This is a genomic window from Microbacterium sp. C-MGS6 (assembly GCF_058140415.1).
This window is the reverse complement of record NZ_CM176934.1, coordinates 1373758-1387532: the sequence shown is the minus strand read 5'-3', so window position 1 is coordinate 1387532 and position 13775 is coordinate 1373758. Positions and strand designations below refer to the sequence as shown.

15 protein-coding genes are annotated in these 13775 nt (G+C 72.1%); 7 read left to right on the top strand and 8 right to left on the bottom strand.

Features of this window, described 5'->3' with window-relative positions; translation table 11 throughout:
* Positions 1-7 precede the first annotated feature (7 nt).
* Genes AC3B5L_RS06625 through AC3B5L_RS06610 form a run of 4 tightly spaced genes read left to right on the top strand, consistent with a single transcriptional unit; the run spans position 8 to position 3397 of the window.
* Positions 8-958, top strand: coding sequence for an ABC transporter permease (locus AC3B5L_RS06625; protein ID WP_490096320.1), 951 nt, complete (start codon positions 8-10; stop codon positions 956-958).
* Complete coding sequence (locus AC3B5L_RS06620; protein ID WP_363444540.1) at positions 955-1824, top strand: ABC transporter permease; 870 nt, start codon at positions 955-957, stop codon at positions 1822-1824. The genes AC3B5L_RS06625 and AC3B5L_RS06620 overlap by 4 nt, the downstream gene beginning before the upstream one ends.
* Positions 1821-2612 (top strand): ATP-binding cassette domain-containing protein, encoded by a 792-nt coding sequence (locus AC3B5L_RS06615; protein ID WP_292796759.1) that lies wholly within the window; start codon positions 1821-1823, stop codon positions 2610-2612. The genes AC3B5L_RS06620 and AC3B5L_RS06615 overlap by 4 nt, the downstream gene beginning before the upstream one ends.
* Complete coding sequence (locus tag AC3B5L_RS06610) at positions 2609-3397, top strand: ABC transporter ATP-binding protein (RefSeq protein WP_490096319.1); 789 nt, start codon at positions 2609-2611, stop codon at positions 3395-3397. Before AC3B5L_RS06615 ends, AC3B5L_RS06610 begins: the two co-directional genes overlap by 4 nt.
* Positions 3398-3476: 79 nt before the next feature.
* Here the strand turns inward: AC3B5L_RS06610 and AC3B5L_RS06605 are convergent, their stop codons facing one another.
* Genes AC3B5L_RS06605 through AC3B5L_RS06595 form a run of 3 tightly spaced genes read right to left on the bottom strand, consistent with a single transcriptional unit; the run spans position 3477 to position 5594 of the window.
* Positions 3477-4091, bottom strand: coding sequence for a GNAT family N-acetyltransferase (locus AC3B5L_RS06605; RefSeq protein ID WP_315637089.1), 615 nt, complete (start codon positions 4089-4091; stop codon positions 3477-3479).
* A 4-nt stretch (positions 4092-4095) separates the two neighbouring features.
* A complete protein-coding gene (locus AC3B5L_RS06600; RefSeq protein WP_280565934.1) occupies positions 4096-4815 on the bottom strand; it encodes a uracil-DNA glycosylase in 720 nt (239 codons plus the stop codon).
* Positions 4812-5594 (bottom strand): SDR family oxidoreductase, encoded by a 783-nt coding sequence (locus AC3B5L_RS06595; protein ID WP_280565936.1) that lies wholly within the window; start codon positions 5592-5594, stop codon positions 4812-4814. The genes AC3B5L_RS06600 and AC3B5L_RS06595 overlap by 4 nt, the downstream gene beginning before the upstream one ends.
* A gap of 159 nt (positions 5595-5753) precedes the next feature.
* Between AC3B5L_RS06595 and AC3B5L_RS06590 the strand changes: the two genes are divergently transcribed.
* The gene (locus AC3B5L_RS06590) at positions 5754-7076 is read left to right on the top strand and encodes a bifunctional o-acetylhomoserine/o-acetylserine sulfhydrylase (RefSeq protein WP_259955127.1); all 1323 of its coding nucleotides are present in this window, start codon (positions 5754-5756) and stop codon (positions 7074-7076) included.
* Positions 7077-7182: 106 nt separating this feature from the next.
* Positions 7183-8388: a homoserine O-acetyltransferase MetX gene (gene metX, locus AC3B5L_RS06585; protein WP_363444549.1), complete on the top strand. Its 1206-nt coding sequence runs from the start codon at positions 7183-7185 to the stop codon at positions 8386-8388.
* Between the two features lie 6 nt (positions 8389-8394).
* On the opposite strand, the gene AC3B5L_RS06580 is transcribed toward metX, so the two are convergent.
* Genes AC3B5L_RS06580 through AC3B5L_RS06560 form a run of 5 tightly spaced genes read right to left on the bottom strand, consistent with a single transcriptional unit; the run spans position 8395 to position 12651 of the window.
* Positions 8395-9000 (bottom strand): NUDIX domain-containing protein, encoded by a 606-nt coding sequence (locus tag AC3B5L_RS06580; RefSeq protein WP_292796774.1) that lies wholly within the window; start codon positions 8998-9000, stop codon positions 8395-8397.
* A 9-nt stretch (positions 9001-9009) separates the two neighbouring features.
* The gene (locus AC3B5L_RS06575; protein ID WP_187663751.1) at positions 9010-10239 is read right to left on the bottom strand and encodes an MFS transporter; all 1230 of its coding nucleotides are present in this window, start codon (positions 10237-10239) and stop codon (positions 9010-9012) included.
* Between the two features lie 9 nt (positions 10240-10248).
* Positions 10249-10581, bottom strand: coding sequence for a thiamine-binding protein (locus tag AC3B5L_RS06570; protein ID WP_292796778.1), 333 nt, complete (start codon positions 10579-10581; stop codon positions 10249-10251).
* Positions 10582-10585: 4 nt separating this feature from the next.
* Positions 10586-11824, bottom strand: a complete 1239-nt coding sequence (locus AC3B5L_RS06565) for a hypothetical protein (protein WP_490096318.1) — start codon at positions 11822-11824, stop codon at positions 10586-10588.
* A complete protein-coding gene (locus tag AC3B5L_RS06560) occupies positions 11821-12651 on the bottom strand; it encodes an ADP-dependent NAD(P)H-hydrate dehydratase (protein WP_490096317.1) in 831 nt (276 codons plus the stop codon). Before AC3B5L_RS06560 ends, AC3B5L_RS06565 begins: the two co-directional genes overlap by 4 nt.
* A gap of 56 nt (positions 12652-12707) precedes the next feature.
* Here AC3B5L_RS06560 and AC3B5L_RS06555 point away from each other — a divergent pair, with 56 nt between their 5' ends.
* The gene (locus AC3B5L_RS06555) at positions 12708-13775 is read left to right on the top strand and encodes an NADH:flavin oxidoreductase/NADH oxidase (RefSeq protein ID WP_268776521.1); all 1068 of its coding nucleotides are present in this window, start codon (positions 12708-12710) and stop codon (positions 13773-13775) included.

Genomic DNA, 13775 nt, shown 5'->3' with positions numbered 1-13775 from the left:
ACTCCCCGTGCTGCGTTACGCGCTCGTCCGAGGGGCCCTGCTGATCGCGGGGCTCCTCGTGTCGAGCGCGCTCATCTTCCTCACGCTGCGGGTCTTCCCCGGCGACGTCGCGCAGCTGATCGCCGGCACGCAGGCCTCGCCCGCCGAGGTCGAGGCCCTGCGGGAGTCACTGGGCCTGAACCAGCCCCTGCTCGTGCAGTACACCGACTGGATCGCCGGCATCCTCCGCGGCGACCTCGGCACGTCGTTGCTGTCCGGCGCATCCGTCGGCGAGGAGCTCCTGCTGAAGGCGCAGGTGACCGTCCCGCTCGGGATCATGTCGCTGGCGATCGCCGTGCTGATCGCCGTCCCCTTCGGGATCCTCGCCGCCCTGCGGCGCGGCCATCGCGACGGTACCGCGCTCAGCGTCGGCGCGCAGGCGCTCGCGGCGGTGCCCGTCGTCTGGGCGGGCATGATGCTGATCGTGGTGTTCTCCGTGTGGCTCGGCTGGCTGCCGCCCCAGGGCTTCCCCCGCACCGGATGGTCCACGCCGGGCAGGGCGATCGAGGCGCTGCTGCTGCCCGCCCTCACCATCGGCATCGTCGAGGGGGCCATGCTCATGCGCTTCGTGCGCAGCGCGACCCTGCAGGCGGCCGGGCAGGACTTCGTCCGCACCGCGGCCGCCAAGGGACTGACCAAGACCCGCGCCCTCATCCAGCACGGCATCCCCGCGGTCGGGCTCTCCATCATCACGGTCCTCGGCCTCCAGGTCGCCGGGATCATCGTCGGCTCGGTCGTGATCGAGCAGTTGTTCACGCTTCCGGGCATCGGCCGCATGCTCGTGACCGACGTCGGCACCAGGGATCTCGTCAAGGTGCAGAGCGAGCTGCTCGTGCTGACCGGCTTCGTGCTGGTGGTCGGCTTCCTCGTGGATCTGCTGCACCGGGCGATCGATCCTCGACACCGGGAGGCCGCATGAGCGCGCGCTGGTTCCCCCGGCTGTGGCGGACCTCGACCGGTCGCTTCGGGCTGATCGTCATCGCCGTCGTCGCGCTGGCGGCCGTCGTGTCGCTCTTCTGGACGCCATTCGACCCGCGGGCCTCGAACATCGGCGACCGCTGGCTGCCGCCGAGCTGGCCGCACCTGCTCGGCACGGACGACACCGGTCGCGACATCCTGAGCCTGCTCATGGCCGGGGCGCGGACGACCGTGTTCGTCAGCGTGGGTGCCGGACTCGTCGCGACGCTCGTGGGCATCGCCCTCGCCGCCCTCGGCGCCCTGACCACCCGCCTCGTCCGGGAGACGGTGGCCGTGCTCGTCGACATCCTCATCGCCTTCCCCGTGCTGCTGATCGCGATGATGATCTCGTCGGTGTGGGGCGGTTCGCTCTGGGTCGTGATCTGGGCGGTGGGGATCGGGTTCGGCGTGAACATCGCGCGGGTCACGCGTCCGGAGCTGCGCCGCGTACAGCAGAGCGACTTCGTGCTCGCGGCGCGCGCGTCCGGCCTCACCCCCGCGCAGAACCTCGTCCGTCACCTCCTCCCGAATGTGGCGCCGGTGTTCATCGTGCAGCTGTCGTGGTCGATGGCCGTGGCCGTCCTCGCGGAGGCCGGCCTGTCCTACCTCGGGTTCGGCGCTTCGGTCGTGGAGCCCAGCTGGGGGCTGCTGCTCGCCGATCTGCAGCGTTACATCGGTGTGCATCCCCTCACGGTGATCTGGCCCGGACTCACCATCACCCTCACCGTGCTCGCCCTCAACCTGCTCGGAGACGGGCTCCGCGAGGCCACGGATCCCACGCTGCGGCACCGCGCCGCCGAGACGCACACACCGGCGGTGGTCGCATGAGTCTGACGATCGAGGATCTCGTCATCGAGATCGATGGACGGCGCGTCGTCGACGGCGTGTCGTTCCAGGTGCCCGACGGCGCGCGCCTCGGCGTGATCGGCGAGTCGGGCTCCGGCAAATCCCTCACCGCGCTCGCCGTCCTCGGGCTCCTGCCGGACGGGGCGACAGCGCACGGGAGCATCCGGTGGGACGACACCGAGCTGATCGGGATGCGGGACCGCGATCTCGCCCGACTGCGCGGCGACGACATCGGCATCGTTTTCCAGGAGCCGCGGACCGCGCTCAACCCGATCCGCACCGTCGGCCGCCAGATCGCGGAATCCATCCGCATCCACGAGGGCCTCGGGCGGCGCGAGGCGCGCGACCGGGCGATCGCCGAAGCCGCCCGCGTCCGGCTTCCCGACCCGGACACCATCGTCGACCGGTACCCGCACCAGCTCTCCGGGGGTCAGCGGCAGCGCGTGGCGATCGCGATGGCCCTCGCCTGCCGTCCGCGGCTGCTGATCGCGGACGAACCCACGACCGCCCTGGACGTGACGATCCAGGCGGAGATCCTGTCGCTGCTGCTCCGGCTCGTGGCCGACGAGGGCATGTCGCTGCTGTTCATCACGCACGACCTCGCGGTGCTGTCCCAGGTGGCGACCGCGGGCGTGGTGCTGGAGCACGGTCGCGTCGTCGAGAGCGCCCCGGTGTCGCGGCTGCTGACCGCGCCCTCCTCGCCGGTCACGCAGGGCCTGCTGCGGGACGCGACCGCGACGCTGTGGCGTCCCGACGGAGGCACGGCATGAGCCTGATCGAAGCACGAGGGCTGCGGCGGGACTTCGTCCTGCCGAAGCGGACGGCGTTCGAGCACACACGGCGGCAGACGGCGCTGGAGCCGACCGACCTCGACGTCCCCGAGGGCGCCTCCGTCGGGATCATCGGCGAGTCCGGATCCGGGAAGTCGACCCTCGTGCGGCTCCTGCTCGGGCTCGACCGTCCGACCGCGGGGAGCGTGTCGATAGACGGCCGGACCGTCGATGCCACTGCCTCCGCACGATCGCTGCACTGGTTGCGCCGGCAGACCGGACTCGTCTTCCAGGACCCCTACGCCTCCCTCGACCCCCGGATGACGGCGGGGCAGATCGTGCGGGAGCCGCTGTGGGCACTCGGCATCGACGGAGATCATCGCGCCAGGGTACGAGAGGTCATCGCCCAGGTCGGCCTCGACCCCGAGATGGGCGACCGCTACCCGCACGAGTTCTCCGGCGGGCAGCGGCAGCGGATCGCCCTCGCCCGCGCGCTCGTCCATCGTCCGCGGATCCTCGTCGGCGACGAACCGCTGTCGGCGCTGGACGTCACGGTGCGCGCGCAGATCCTCGAGCTCCTCGCGGAGCTGCGGGTCGCGGACGAGTTCACGCTGCTGCTCGTGTCCCATGACATCGGTGTGGTGCAGAACCTCTGCGACACGGTCGTCGTCATGAAGGACGGCCGCATCGTCGAGCGCGGTCCGACCCGTGACGTCCTTCTCCACCCGTCGGCGGACTACACCCGCACGCTGCTCTCCGCGATCCCCGTCATCCCCGACGCCTGATCGTCGACCCACCCCCTTGCGTGCCTCCCACCCCGTTGCGCGCGTCCGCAAGGGGCCGGGGCGCACACAAAGGGGTGGGTCAGCGCGGGAAGAGCGAGAGGCGACGGCGGGGGCGGGACGGGCGCAGGGCTCGGCGCAGGTAGACGGTGCCCAGGTCACGACCGAACTTCCGGCCGACCCGCCCCATGCGCCCGGCCTCCACGAAGCCGAGCTTCTCGTGCAGCCGGATCGAGGCGTCCGCCCCTTGATCGCTGACGACGGCGACCATCTCGCGGAGCCCGCGCTGTTCGCAGGCGTCGATCAGGGCCTGCAGGAGAGCGGAGCCGAGTCCCTTCCCCGCCGCGCCCGGCCCGAGGTAGATGGAGTCCTCCACCGTGTACCGGTAGGCGTTCTTCCCGGCCCATGGCTGCGCGAGGGCATAGCCGAGGATCGCGCCGGAGGGCGACACCGCCACGAGGAAAGGCAGCCCGAGCCGCTCCAGGAGCTCGAACTTGTCTCTCCAGTACGGGATGCTGCTGCGGCGCTCGTCCAGAGTGACGGCCGAGTTGCTGACGAAGTGGTTGTAGATCTCGCGCACGTGCGGGAGGTCTGCGGCCCTGGCGGGGCGGATCGCGTACGAGAACGTGTCCGGCGCGGCGGCCGGTCGCAGATGACGCGGGAGAACGCGACGACGGTCCCCGGGCTCGAACTGCATGGGCTCAGCTTAGGGAGCCGGGCCCCTCACCCTCCACCCTCCAGTCCACCGGAGCGCCGCCGAGCTCTTCCAGGAGCGCGTTCGCGCGGGAGAAGGGGCGGGAGCCGAAGAAGCCGCGGCTGGCGGAGAGCGGGGACGGATGCGCCGAGGCGATCACCGGGGTGTCACCGAGGAGAGGCTGAAGGTTCGCCGCGTCACGCCCCCAGAGGATCGCGACGAGCGGCTGGTCGCGCGCGACGAGGGTGCGGATCGCGAGCTCCGTCACCTGCTCCCACCCCCAGCCGCGGTGGGAGGCCGCGGCTCCGGGGCGGACCGTCAGGACGCGGTTCAGCAGCAGCACGCCCTGATCGCTCCACGCCGTGAGGTCGCCGTGCGGCGCGGGGGACAGCCCGAGGTCCGCTTCGCGCTCCTTGTAGATGTTCACCAGGCTCCGCGGCAAGGGGCGCACGTCGCGGTCGACGGCGAACGACAGCCCGATCGGGTGGCCGGGGGTCGGGTAGGGGTCCTGACCCGTGATGAGCACCCGGACATCGGCGAGCGGTCGCTGGAAGGCCCGCAGCACGTTCGGTCCCGCGGGAAGGTACCCGTGACCCGCGGCCTGCTCGGCGCGCAGCCGCTCCCCGAGCGCCGTGATGGTGTCCTGCACCGGGGCCAGCGCCTCCGCCCACCCCGCGTCGATCAGTCCCTCTTCCGCGAGCTCGGCGAGGGTGCGTCCTCCGGTCACTCGACGGGCCGGACCCGCAGCGGTCCCCGCGCGAGCAGGTGCTGCGCCGACTGGGCGACCGGCCGCATCGTGATGAGGTCGAGGTTCACGTGAGCGGGGGCCTCCAGGGCATAGGCGATGACGTCCGCCACATCCTCGGCGAGGAGGGGCGCCTCGACGCCCGAGTACACGGCCTCCGCCGCGACGGCGTCGCCCCCGAGCCGGTTCAGCGTGAACTCCTCGGTGTGCACCATGCCCGGAGCGACCTCGGCCACGCGGAGGGGCTCGCCGTTCAGCTCCTGGCGCAGCGCCCGGACGAGCATCGCCTCGGCAGCCTTCGCCGCGTTGTACCCCGCACCACCCGGGTAGGCGGTCTGCGCAGCCGTCGAGGTCACGAAGAGGAGGTCGGCGTGACCGTCCGCGTCCGCGGTGCGGCGCAGCAGCGGCAGCAGCCCCGCCACGAGGCGCTGCGTGGCGAGCACGTTCGCGTCGTACATCCACTGCCAGTCGGCGAGCGCGGCGTCCTCGACGCGGTCGGTCCCCCGCGCGCCGCCGGCGACCTGGACGAGGGCGTGGACCGGGCCCGTGCGCTCCAGCTCTCCGACGAGCGCCGTCACCGCGGCGTCGTCGGTCAGGTCGCAGGCGATGGTCGACGCCCCCGTCTCGGCGGAGAGAGCGGCGAGGCGGTCCGCACGGCGGGCGACGCCGACGACGTCCCACCCCCGCGCCCGCAGCACCCGCACCGTCGCCTGACCGATCCCGGAACTCGCACCTGTCACCACTGCACGTCTGTTGGCCATGTCCTCCACCGTACGATGTCCGCGCGGGTTCCGCCCGTTCCGGACCGCACGCCGTGTTACGTCACATTTCCCGGTCGCTGTTGACACGGCGCGATATTCCGTACTCTCGCTGCAAGGGCACCAGCCCATCCGACCTTCCGACCGTTCCAGGGGGAACACATGTCCGCACCCGAGACCTGGCGTTTCGAGACCAAGCAGATCCACTCGGGCGCCGCCCCCGACCCCGTCACCAAGGCCAGGGCGACGCCGATCTACCAGACCACGTCCTACGTGTTCGACAGCGCCGACCACGCCGCGAACCTCTTCGCGCTCGCCGAGTTCGGCAACATCTACACCCGCATCCAGAACCCGACCCAGGACGTCCTGGAGCAGCGCCTCGCCGCACTCGAAGGGGGCACCGGCGCCCTCGTCCTCTCCAGCGGCCAGGCCGCCTCGACCTTCGCGATCCTCAACATCGCGCAGGCCGGCGACCACTTCGTCGCGTCGAGCTCGATCTACGGCGGCACCTACAACCTGTTCAAGTACACCCTGGCCAAGCTCGGCATCGAGGTCACCTTCGTCGAGAATCAGGACGACCCGGAGGAGTGGCGCCGCGCCGTCCGTCCGAACACGAAGCTCTTCTTCGCGGAGACGATCGGCAACCCGCAGATCAACGTGCTCGACATCCGCACGGTCGCCGACATCGCCCACGAGAACGGCGTCCCGCTGATCGTCGACAACACCATCGCGACGCCGTACCTGATCCGTCCGTTCGAGCACGGCGCCGACATCGTCGTCCACTCGATCACGAAGTTCCTCGGCGGCCACGGCACCACGATCGGCGGCGTCGTGATCGACGGCGGTTCGTTCGCGTGGTCGGAGAACGTCGAGAAGTTCCCCGGGCTCACCGAGCCGGACCCGTCGTACCACGGCGCCAGCTACACGGCCGCGGTCGGCGACCCGCTCGCCTACATCATCAAGGCCCGCGTGCAGCTGCTCCGCGACCTCGGCTCGGCCATCGCCCCGCAGAGCGCGTGGAACCTCATCCAGGGTGTCGAGACGCTGTCGCTGCGCATCGAGCGCCACGTGCAGAACGCCCAGGAGATCGCCGAGTGGCTGGACAGCCGCGACGACGTGGCCGGGGTCAACTACTCCGGCCTTCCCTCCTCGCCCTGGTACGCCACGGCGAACGAGTACGCACCGAAAGGTGTCGGCGCCGTGCTGTCGTTCGAGCTCAAGGGCGGTGTCGAGGCCGGACGGGAGTTCGTCAACAGCCTCTCCCTGTTCAGCCACCTCGCCAACATCGGCGACGTGCGCTCGCTCGTCATCCACCCGGCCTCCACGACGCACGCCCAGCTCACGCCTGAGCAGCAGCTCACCGCGGGTGTGACCCCCGGCCTCGTGCGCCTGTCCGTGGGCCTCGAGAACATCGAGGACCTCAAGGCGGATCTGGACCAGGCGCTCGCCGCCGCGCGTGCCGTCTCGGAGGCCGCGCGCGCCTGACCCGCACGCCCTCCACGAAGGCCCCGGACCGCACGGCTCGGGGCCTTCGTCGTGCCCGTGTCGTAACCTGCGGGCCGAGACCCACCGGCCAGGCGAGAATGGAGACATGGACTGGCAGACGACCTCCGAGGACACGGTGCCGTCGGCACCGGTGACGGAGGCCGACGTCCGGCTGCTCCGTGCCCGCCCGCCGGCCACCGGCGCCTGGCGGGACGGCGATCCCGTCGGCGGCCGCCGCTTCGCCGCGTTCGGCGCCTTCACCGCGGAGAGCGGAGCACAGCTTCCCGGCATCCGCCTCGCCTACGAGAGCTGGGGCGAGTTGAACGCCGCCCGCGACAACGCGGTGCTCGTCCTGCACGCCCTCACCGGCGACAGCCATGTGCGCGGCGAGGCCGGCGCCGGCCACCCGACCGCCGGCTGGTGGGAGGACGTCGTCGGCCCCGGTGCGCCGCTCGACACCGACGAGTGGTTCGTGATCGCGCCGAACATGCTCGGCGGCTGCCAGGGATCGACGGGGCCGGCAAGCATCGCCCCGGACGGCTACGAGTGGGCGTCGCGCTTCCCCTACCTCACCATCCGCGACCAGGTCGCCGCGCAGGTGCGCCTGGCCGACGCGCTCGGCATCGACAGCTGGGCGGCGGTGATCGGCGGCTCGATGGGCGGCATGCATGCGCTCGAGTGGGCCGTGTCGCAGCCCGACCGGGTGCAGCGGCTCGCGGTGCTCTCCTCTCCCCCGGTCACCACCGCCGACCAGATCGCGCTCAACACCGTGCAGCTGGAGACCATCCGCATGGACCCGCGCTACCAGGGCGGCGAGTACTACGACCTCGCGGACGGCGACGGTCCGCATCGCGGCCTCGCCCTCGCCCGCCGCATGGCTCTGCTGAACTACCGCAGCCCGATCGAGCTCAACCAGCGGTTCCAGCGCTCCTGGCAGTCCGACGTGTCGCCGCTCGGCCACGGCGGGCGCTTCGCGGTGGAGTCGTACCTCGACTTCCATGGCAACAAGTTCACGCGGCGCTTCGATGCGAACAGCTACGTCACCCTCGTCGAGGCGATGAACTCGCATGACGTCGGTCGCGGCCGCGGCGGCGTCGAGGAGGCCCTGAAGGCGGTGACCGCGAAGACCCTCGTCCTCGGCATCGACAGCGACCGCCTCTTCCCCGTCGACGGGCAGCAGCGGATCGCGCGGAGCATCGCGAACGTGCTCGACGGCGAAGCGGTGGTGCTCACGAGCGACTTCGGCCACGACGGCTTCCTCATCGAGACCGAGGCCGTCGGCGCGCACCTACGGCGTCTGCTCGACGCCTGAGCCGCGTCACACCGGATCGAACCGCCACGGCAGGGTGTGGGCGTGGAGGGTCCCCTGTGCCCAGCCGAACGCCCGGCCCTCATCGCGCACCTGTGTCTGGAACAGCTCGACAGCCCCGCCGGAGGCCAGCGCCGCATCGACATCGGCGAAGGCGGAGAGTCGGTGCAGTGTGAGCCAAGTCGGCGGGAAGAGTCGCCACTCTCCTGACGCGTGACGGGCGAGAGCCTCGGCGGGTGACACCCAGGCGAGCTCGACGACCTCGTCGGCGGACGGCGACGGTTCGGCGTCCGGCGCGAGGGCGAGGAAGAACCAGGTGCGGATCCGGACCGGCGCCTCCGCCGGCGGACGCCACTCCGACAGCGGCACCAGATCGCGCGCCGTCAGTCCGACCTCCTCCGCGGTCTCCCTGGCGGCGGCGCGACGCGCGTCGTCGACCTCTGCAGCGCCCGGCTGACGGTCCCCCGGCTCGACCTTCCCGCCGGGGAAGACCCAGGCGTCTGCGAACGAGCCTCGCGACGGACGGCGCAGCAGCAGCACCTGGAAGCCGTCGGCGGCGGGCCGCAGCAGCACGACGGTGCCGGCGAGCGGGAGGTCCTCGTCGGGGGTGGTCACCCCGTCACTCTACGACGCGAGGACCGGCGTCTGCGCGACCCGCCGCGCCTCCACGCGGTAGGACACCAGTGCGATGAGGAGACCGGCCACTGCGAGCACGGCGCCGGTCCACGCCGGCGCCGTGAAGCCCCAGCCGACCGCGATCACGATGCCGCCGAGGAAGGCGCCGAGGCTGTTGCCGATGTTCAGGGCGGAGTGGTTCATGGCCGCCGCGATGGACTGGTTGTCGCCGGCCACGTCCATCAGCCGGGTCTGGATCGTCGGGCTCAGCACGGACGAGACGAACCCGACGAGCACGACGACGAGGCTCAGGCTCACGATCCAGAACGAGAGCACGGCGAGCAGAGCGAACACGACCGCCATCGCGGCGAGACCGAGCAGCAGCGTGCGGCGGAGGTCGATGTCGGCGAGGTGACCGCCGACGAGGTTCCCGCCGGTCATGCCGAGCCCCATGAGCACGAGCACGATCGGCACGACCCAGTCCGGCGATCCGGCGACCTCCGTCACGAGCGGGGCGATGTAGCTGTAGACGGCGAAGAACCCGCCGAACCCGATCGCCCCGACGCCGAGCGTGAACCACACCTGACCGATGCGGAACACTCCGAGCTCGGCCCGCATCGTGCGTCCGGGGTTCCCCGGGTGTGCGGGCACGAACAGCGCGATGAAAACGGTGGCGAGCGCGAACACGAGCGCGACGACGGCGAAGGCCGCGCGCCAGCCCCATGCCTGACCGAGGAAGGTACCCAGCGGCACCCCGATGACGTTGGCGACCGTGAGTCCGGTGAGGATGAACGCGACGCCCTTGGCACGGTTGCCCGGTCCCATCACGTCGGCGGCGACGAGCGCGCCGATGCCGAAATACGCACCGTGCGGGAGCCCGGCGAGGAAGCGCGACACCCCGACGAGCTCGAACGTCGGCAGCACCACGGTGAGCGCATTGAACACCGTCAACGCCAGGGCGAGGACGATCATCACCCGGTGCCGCGGATAGCGGGCGACGAAGCCGGCGATGGTCGGGGCGCCGATGACTACGCCGAGCGCGTACAGCGAGATCAGCCAGCCGGCCTGGCTCAGCGCCTCCTCCTGGCTCGACGCCCAGACGGACGGGAGGAGATCGGCGGCGATGTTCGGCAACAGGCCCATGACGACGAACTCGGTCATGCCGATGCCGAAGCTGCCGATGGCGAGGGAGAGGAGCGCCCACTTCGCCGCACCCCTCGAAGGTGTCGAGGGATTCACCGGTTCAGCTTACCGGTCGTCGGACTCCTCGATCGCCGCCTCCAGGCGCTCGACCTTGGCGTCGAGCTCCCCCGTGTAGCCGGGACGGATGTCCGCCTTGAGGACGAGGGACACCCGCGATCCGTACGGCATGACCGCCTCGGTCGCCCGCTTGACCACATCCATCACGGTGTCCCAGTCGGGCCCCTCGATCTCGGTGAACATGCTCGTCGTGCGGTGCGGGAGCCCCGAAGCGCGGACGACGCGCACCGCGGCGGCCACCGCATCGTGCACGGAGGCATCGCTGCGGTCGGCGCCATCGACGGGCGCGCCGCTGGGGGCGACGGAGAAGGCGATCAACATGGGTTCACTCCTGGGTTCGGGGACGGCGGACGACGGGGACCCGCGCGAGCGCGACGGCGCTCACGACGGCGAGGACGACGAGCAGCCCGTTGCGCATCGTGAGCAGCAGGACCGGGGAGGCTTCGGCCCGCAGCAGCCCGTCGTAGCTCAGGGGATACACGAGACAGGTGAGCAGGCACAGCGCGAGCACGAGCGCCGCGGCGGTCTGCGCGCGGCGGCGATCGAGGACGAGCCACAGGATCACGGGCGCCAGCAGCCAGGTCTGGAACTGCGGCGAGCCGACCTTGTTCAGAGCGATGAGCACCGTCACCAGCAGCAGGGCCAGCGGCGGGAAGAGTCGCGCGAACGACGCGCCTCGCGCGGCCTTGACCCCGCCGACGAGCGCGACGACGACCACGGCGAGCGCGAGGAGCGGGGTGAGGACCGTGGAGACGACCTCCGCGCCCGGAGCGACGAACTGGAAGGTGAGGATGTCGTAGCTGTACTCGATGCGGGCGGCCCCCGTCACGGCCATCCAGAGGAACGGCGTCGCGGCGACCGCCTCGATCTGGAGCCCCCGGCCGGTCTGTGCGGTGAGGAAGCCGAGGATCTCGGTGTCGGCGCCGAGCAGCAGGAGCGCCACCACCACACCGGCGGTGACCCCCGCGGCGGCCAGGAGCATCCGCAGCCGCGCCCTCCCGGCCACGACCGCCGCGAGGAGGAGCGCACCGGGCCAGATCTTGATCCAGGCGCCGACCGTCAGCAGCGCCGCGGCGATGGTGGGGCGGCTGACCAGCCACAGACCGGCGACGACGGCGAGGGGCACGGTCACGGCATCGATCCTGTACAGCGCGATGGGTCCGAGGAGCAGCAGCGCCGCACACCAGAACCACGCGGCTGTCCGACGCGCCCGTACGCGTCCGCGCCCGACGAGGACGGCGAACGCCAGGGCGTCGAGCGCCGTCACCAGCAGTGCCCAGCCGATGAGGTAGGCGCCGGAGACGCCGAGCAGCGGGAGGAACGGTGCGGCGAGCCCGGCGGCGAGCATCATCGGCAGGAGCGCGAGCTGCGGATACACCCAGGACTCCGTGACGCCCACGACCTCCCCGCCGCTCCACGCCGCGGTGGCCCAGGGCTCGTACACGAGCACGACGTCCCCCATGGGCTGGCTCGGGTAGACCCAGCCCAGCCACGCGGTCACGAGGTGGACGAGGAGGAAGGCGATCCACAGGGCGAGCGCGCTCCTCCGGGTCGAGGTCCTCACGACAGGAGGTCCGCGACCGCGCGGGGCAGCGTCTCCGCGACGTCGAGCGCGACGATCGGATGGCCGCTCGCGCCCGCGGTCGCCGCGGCGGCGATGCGGGCGGCGTGCCCGTGCAGCCAGACGGCCGCCGCAGCGGACTCGACGAGCGGGCTGTCCGGATTCGCGGCGATCACGGCGGCGACGATCCCGCCGAGCACGTCGCCCGTGCCCGCCGTCGCGAGCCAGCCCGTTCCCGCCTCGACGGCGATCAGCGTGCCGTCGGGTGCGGCGAGCACGGTGCGCGCGCCCTTGCGCAGCACCACGCCGTCGATCGCGGCGGACACGGCGCGGACGTCTGCGAGATCGTCCGAGGCCCCGTCGATGCCGATGCGCTCCCGCAGCCGCGCGAACTCCCGGCCGTGCGGCGTGGCGACGAACGGGGCGCGTGCGGTCGGCGCCAGATCGAGCGCTCCGGCGTCGATGACCACGGGGACGTCGCCGCCGACGATCTCCCGCAGTGCCTGCGCCTCCGTCGCGCTCCGGTCGTCCGGGTCGGTCCCGGAGCCGATCACCCAGGCACCGACCCGCGTGCGTCCGGCATCCGGCCCGCCGACGGTCTCCGGGCGCCGCGAGAGCACCGCCGCGACCGCCGACGGCGCGCCCACGTAGCGGACGAACCCGGCACCGGTGCGCCAGGCGGCTTCGACGCCGAGCACCGCGGCGCCGGGGTAGGCGGCCGATCCCGTGCGCACCCCCACGACGCCCCGCGAGTACTTGTCGTCCTCGACGGTCGGAGCGCGGAAGAACCGCGCCGCGTCGTTGCGGGACCACTCGCGCACGTCGCTCATGACTCCACGTTAGCCCGACGGCCCTGTCCCGTCCGCGTCGGCGGTACCGTCGAACGGTGAGTCTTCTCTTCTCCCCGCTGACCATCCGGTCCACCACGTTCCGCAACCGCCTCTGGGTGTCCCCCATGTGCATGTACAGCGCCATCGACGGCGTCGCGCAGGAGTGGCACCACACCCACCTCGCGCAGTTCGCCTCGGGGGGCGCCGGACTCATCGTGGCCGAAGCCACGGCCGTCGTGCCGGAGGGGCGCATCTCTCCCCGCGACCTCGGGCTGTGGGACGACGCGCAGCGCGACGCCCTGGCCCCGATCGTCCGGGCGATCCACGACCGAGGGGCGGCAGCGGGCATCCAGCTCGCGCACGCCGGGCGGAAGGCCTCGACCTGGTGGCCGTGGGCGGACGAGCGCGGCACGGTCCCCGCCGCCGAGGGCGGATGGACGACCACCGCACCGTCGGCCGTGGCCTACGAGGGGTTCGCCGCGCCGGTCGCGCTGGACGCGGCGGGCATCGACCGCGTGGTCGACGGGTTCGCCGCCGCGACCCGGCGGGCGCGGGAGGCCGGATTCGACGTCATCGAGATCCACGGCGCCCACGGCTACCTCCTGCACCAGTTCCTGTCGCCGCTGTCCAACCTCCGTGAGGACGAGTACGGCGGCTCGCTGGAGAACCGGGCCCGGCTGCTGCTGCGCGTCGTGGACGCGGTGCGCGAGACGGCCGGCGACGACGTGCCGCTGTTCGTCCGCATCTCGGCGACCGATCACGCCGAGGGCGGGTTCACGCCCGAGGAGGCCGCGACGGTCGGCACCTGGGCGACCGCGCACGGCGCCGACCTCATCGACGTCTCCAGCGGCGGCCTCGTCGCGCACCAGCGCATCAGCGTCTCCCCCGGTTACCAGGTCCCGCTGGCCGAGACCGTCCGCCAGGGCGGGCGGATCCCGGTGTCGGCCGTCGGCCTCATCACCGCGGCCGCGCAGGCCGAACAGGTGCTCGCCGACGGCGCGGCCGACGCGATCTTCGCCGGACGGGAGTGGCTGCGCGACCCGCACTTCGCGCTCCGCGCCGCGCACGAGCTGGGGGACGAGGTCGCCTGGCCGCCGCAGTACGAGCGGGCGCACTGGCGCTGA

What these genes read in the sequence shown, in the direction of transcription:
- AC3B5L_RS06620 (WP_363444540.1), top strand. Translation starts at nt 955, where the DNA reads ATGAGCGCGCGCTGGTTCCCCCGGCTGTGGCGGACCTCGACCGGTCGC.
- AC3B5L_RS06615 (WP_292796759.1), top strand. Translation starts at nt 1,821, where the DNA reads ATGAGTCTGACGATCGAGGATCTCGTCATCGAGATCGATGGACGGCGC.
- AC3B5L_RS06610 (WP_490096319.1), top strand. Translation starts at nt 2,609, where the DNA reads ATGAGCCTGATCGAAGCACGAGGGCTGCGGCGGGACTTCGTCCTGCCG.
- AC3B5L_RS06605 (WP_315637089.1), bottom strand. Translation starts at nt 4,091, where the DNA reads ATGCAGTTCGAGCCCGGGGACCGTCGTCGCGTTCTCCCGCGTCATCTG.
- AC3B5L_RS06595 (WP_280565936.1), bottom strand. Translation starts at nt 5,594, where the DNA reads ATGGCCAACAGACGTGCAGTGGTGACAGGTGCGAGTTCCGGGATCGGT.
- AC3B5L_RS06590 (WP_259955127.1), top strand. Translation starts at nt 5,754, where the DNA reads ATGTCCGCACCCGAGACCTGGCGTTTCGAGACCAAGCAGATCCACTCG.
- metX (WP_363444549.1), top strand. Translation starts at nt 7,183, where the DNA reads ATGGACTGGCAGACGACCTCCGAGGACACGGTGCCGTCGGCACCGGTG.
- AC3B5L_RS06570 (WP_292796778.1), bottom strand. Translation starts at nt 10,581, where the DNA reads ATGTTGATCGCCTTCTCCGTCGCCCCCAGCGGCGCGCCCGTCGATGGC.
- AC3B5L_RS06560 (WP_490096317.1), bottom strand. Translation starts at nt 12,651, where the DNA reads ATGAGCGACGTGCGCGAGTGGTCCCGCAACGACGCGGCGCGGTTCTTC.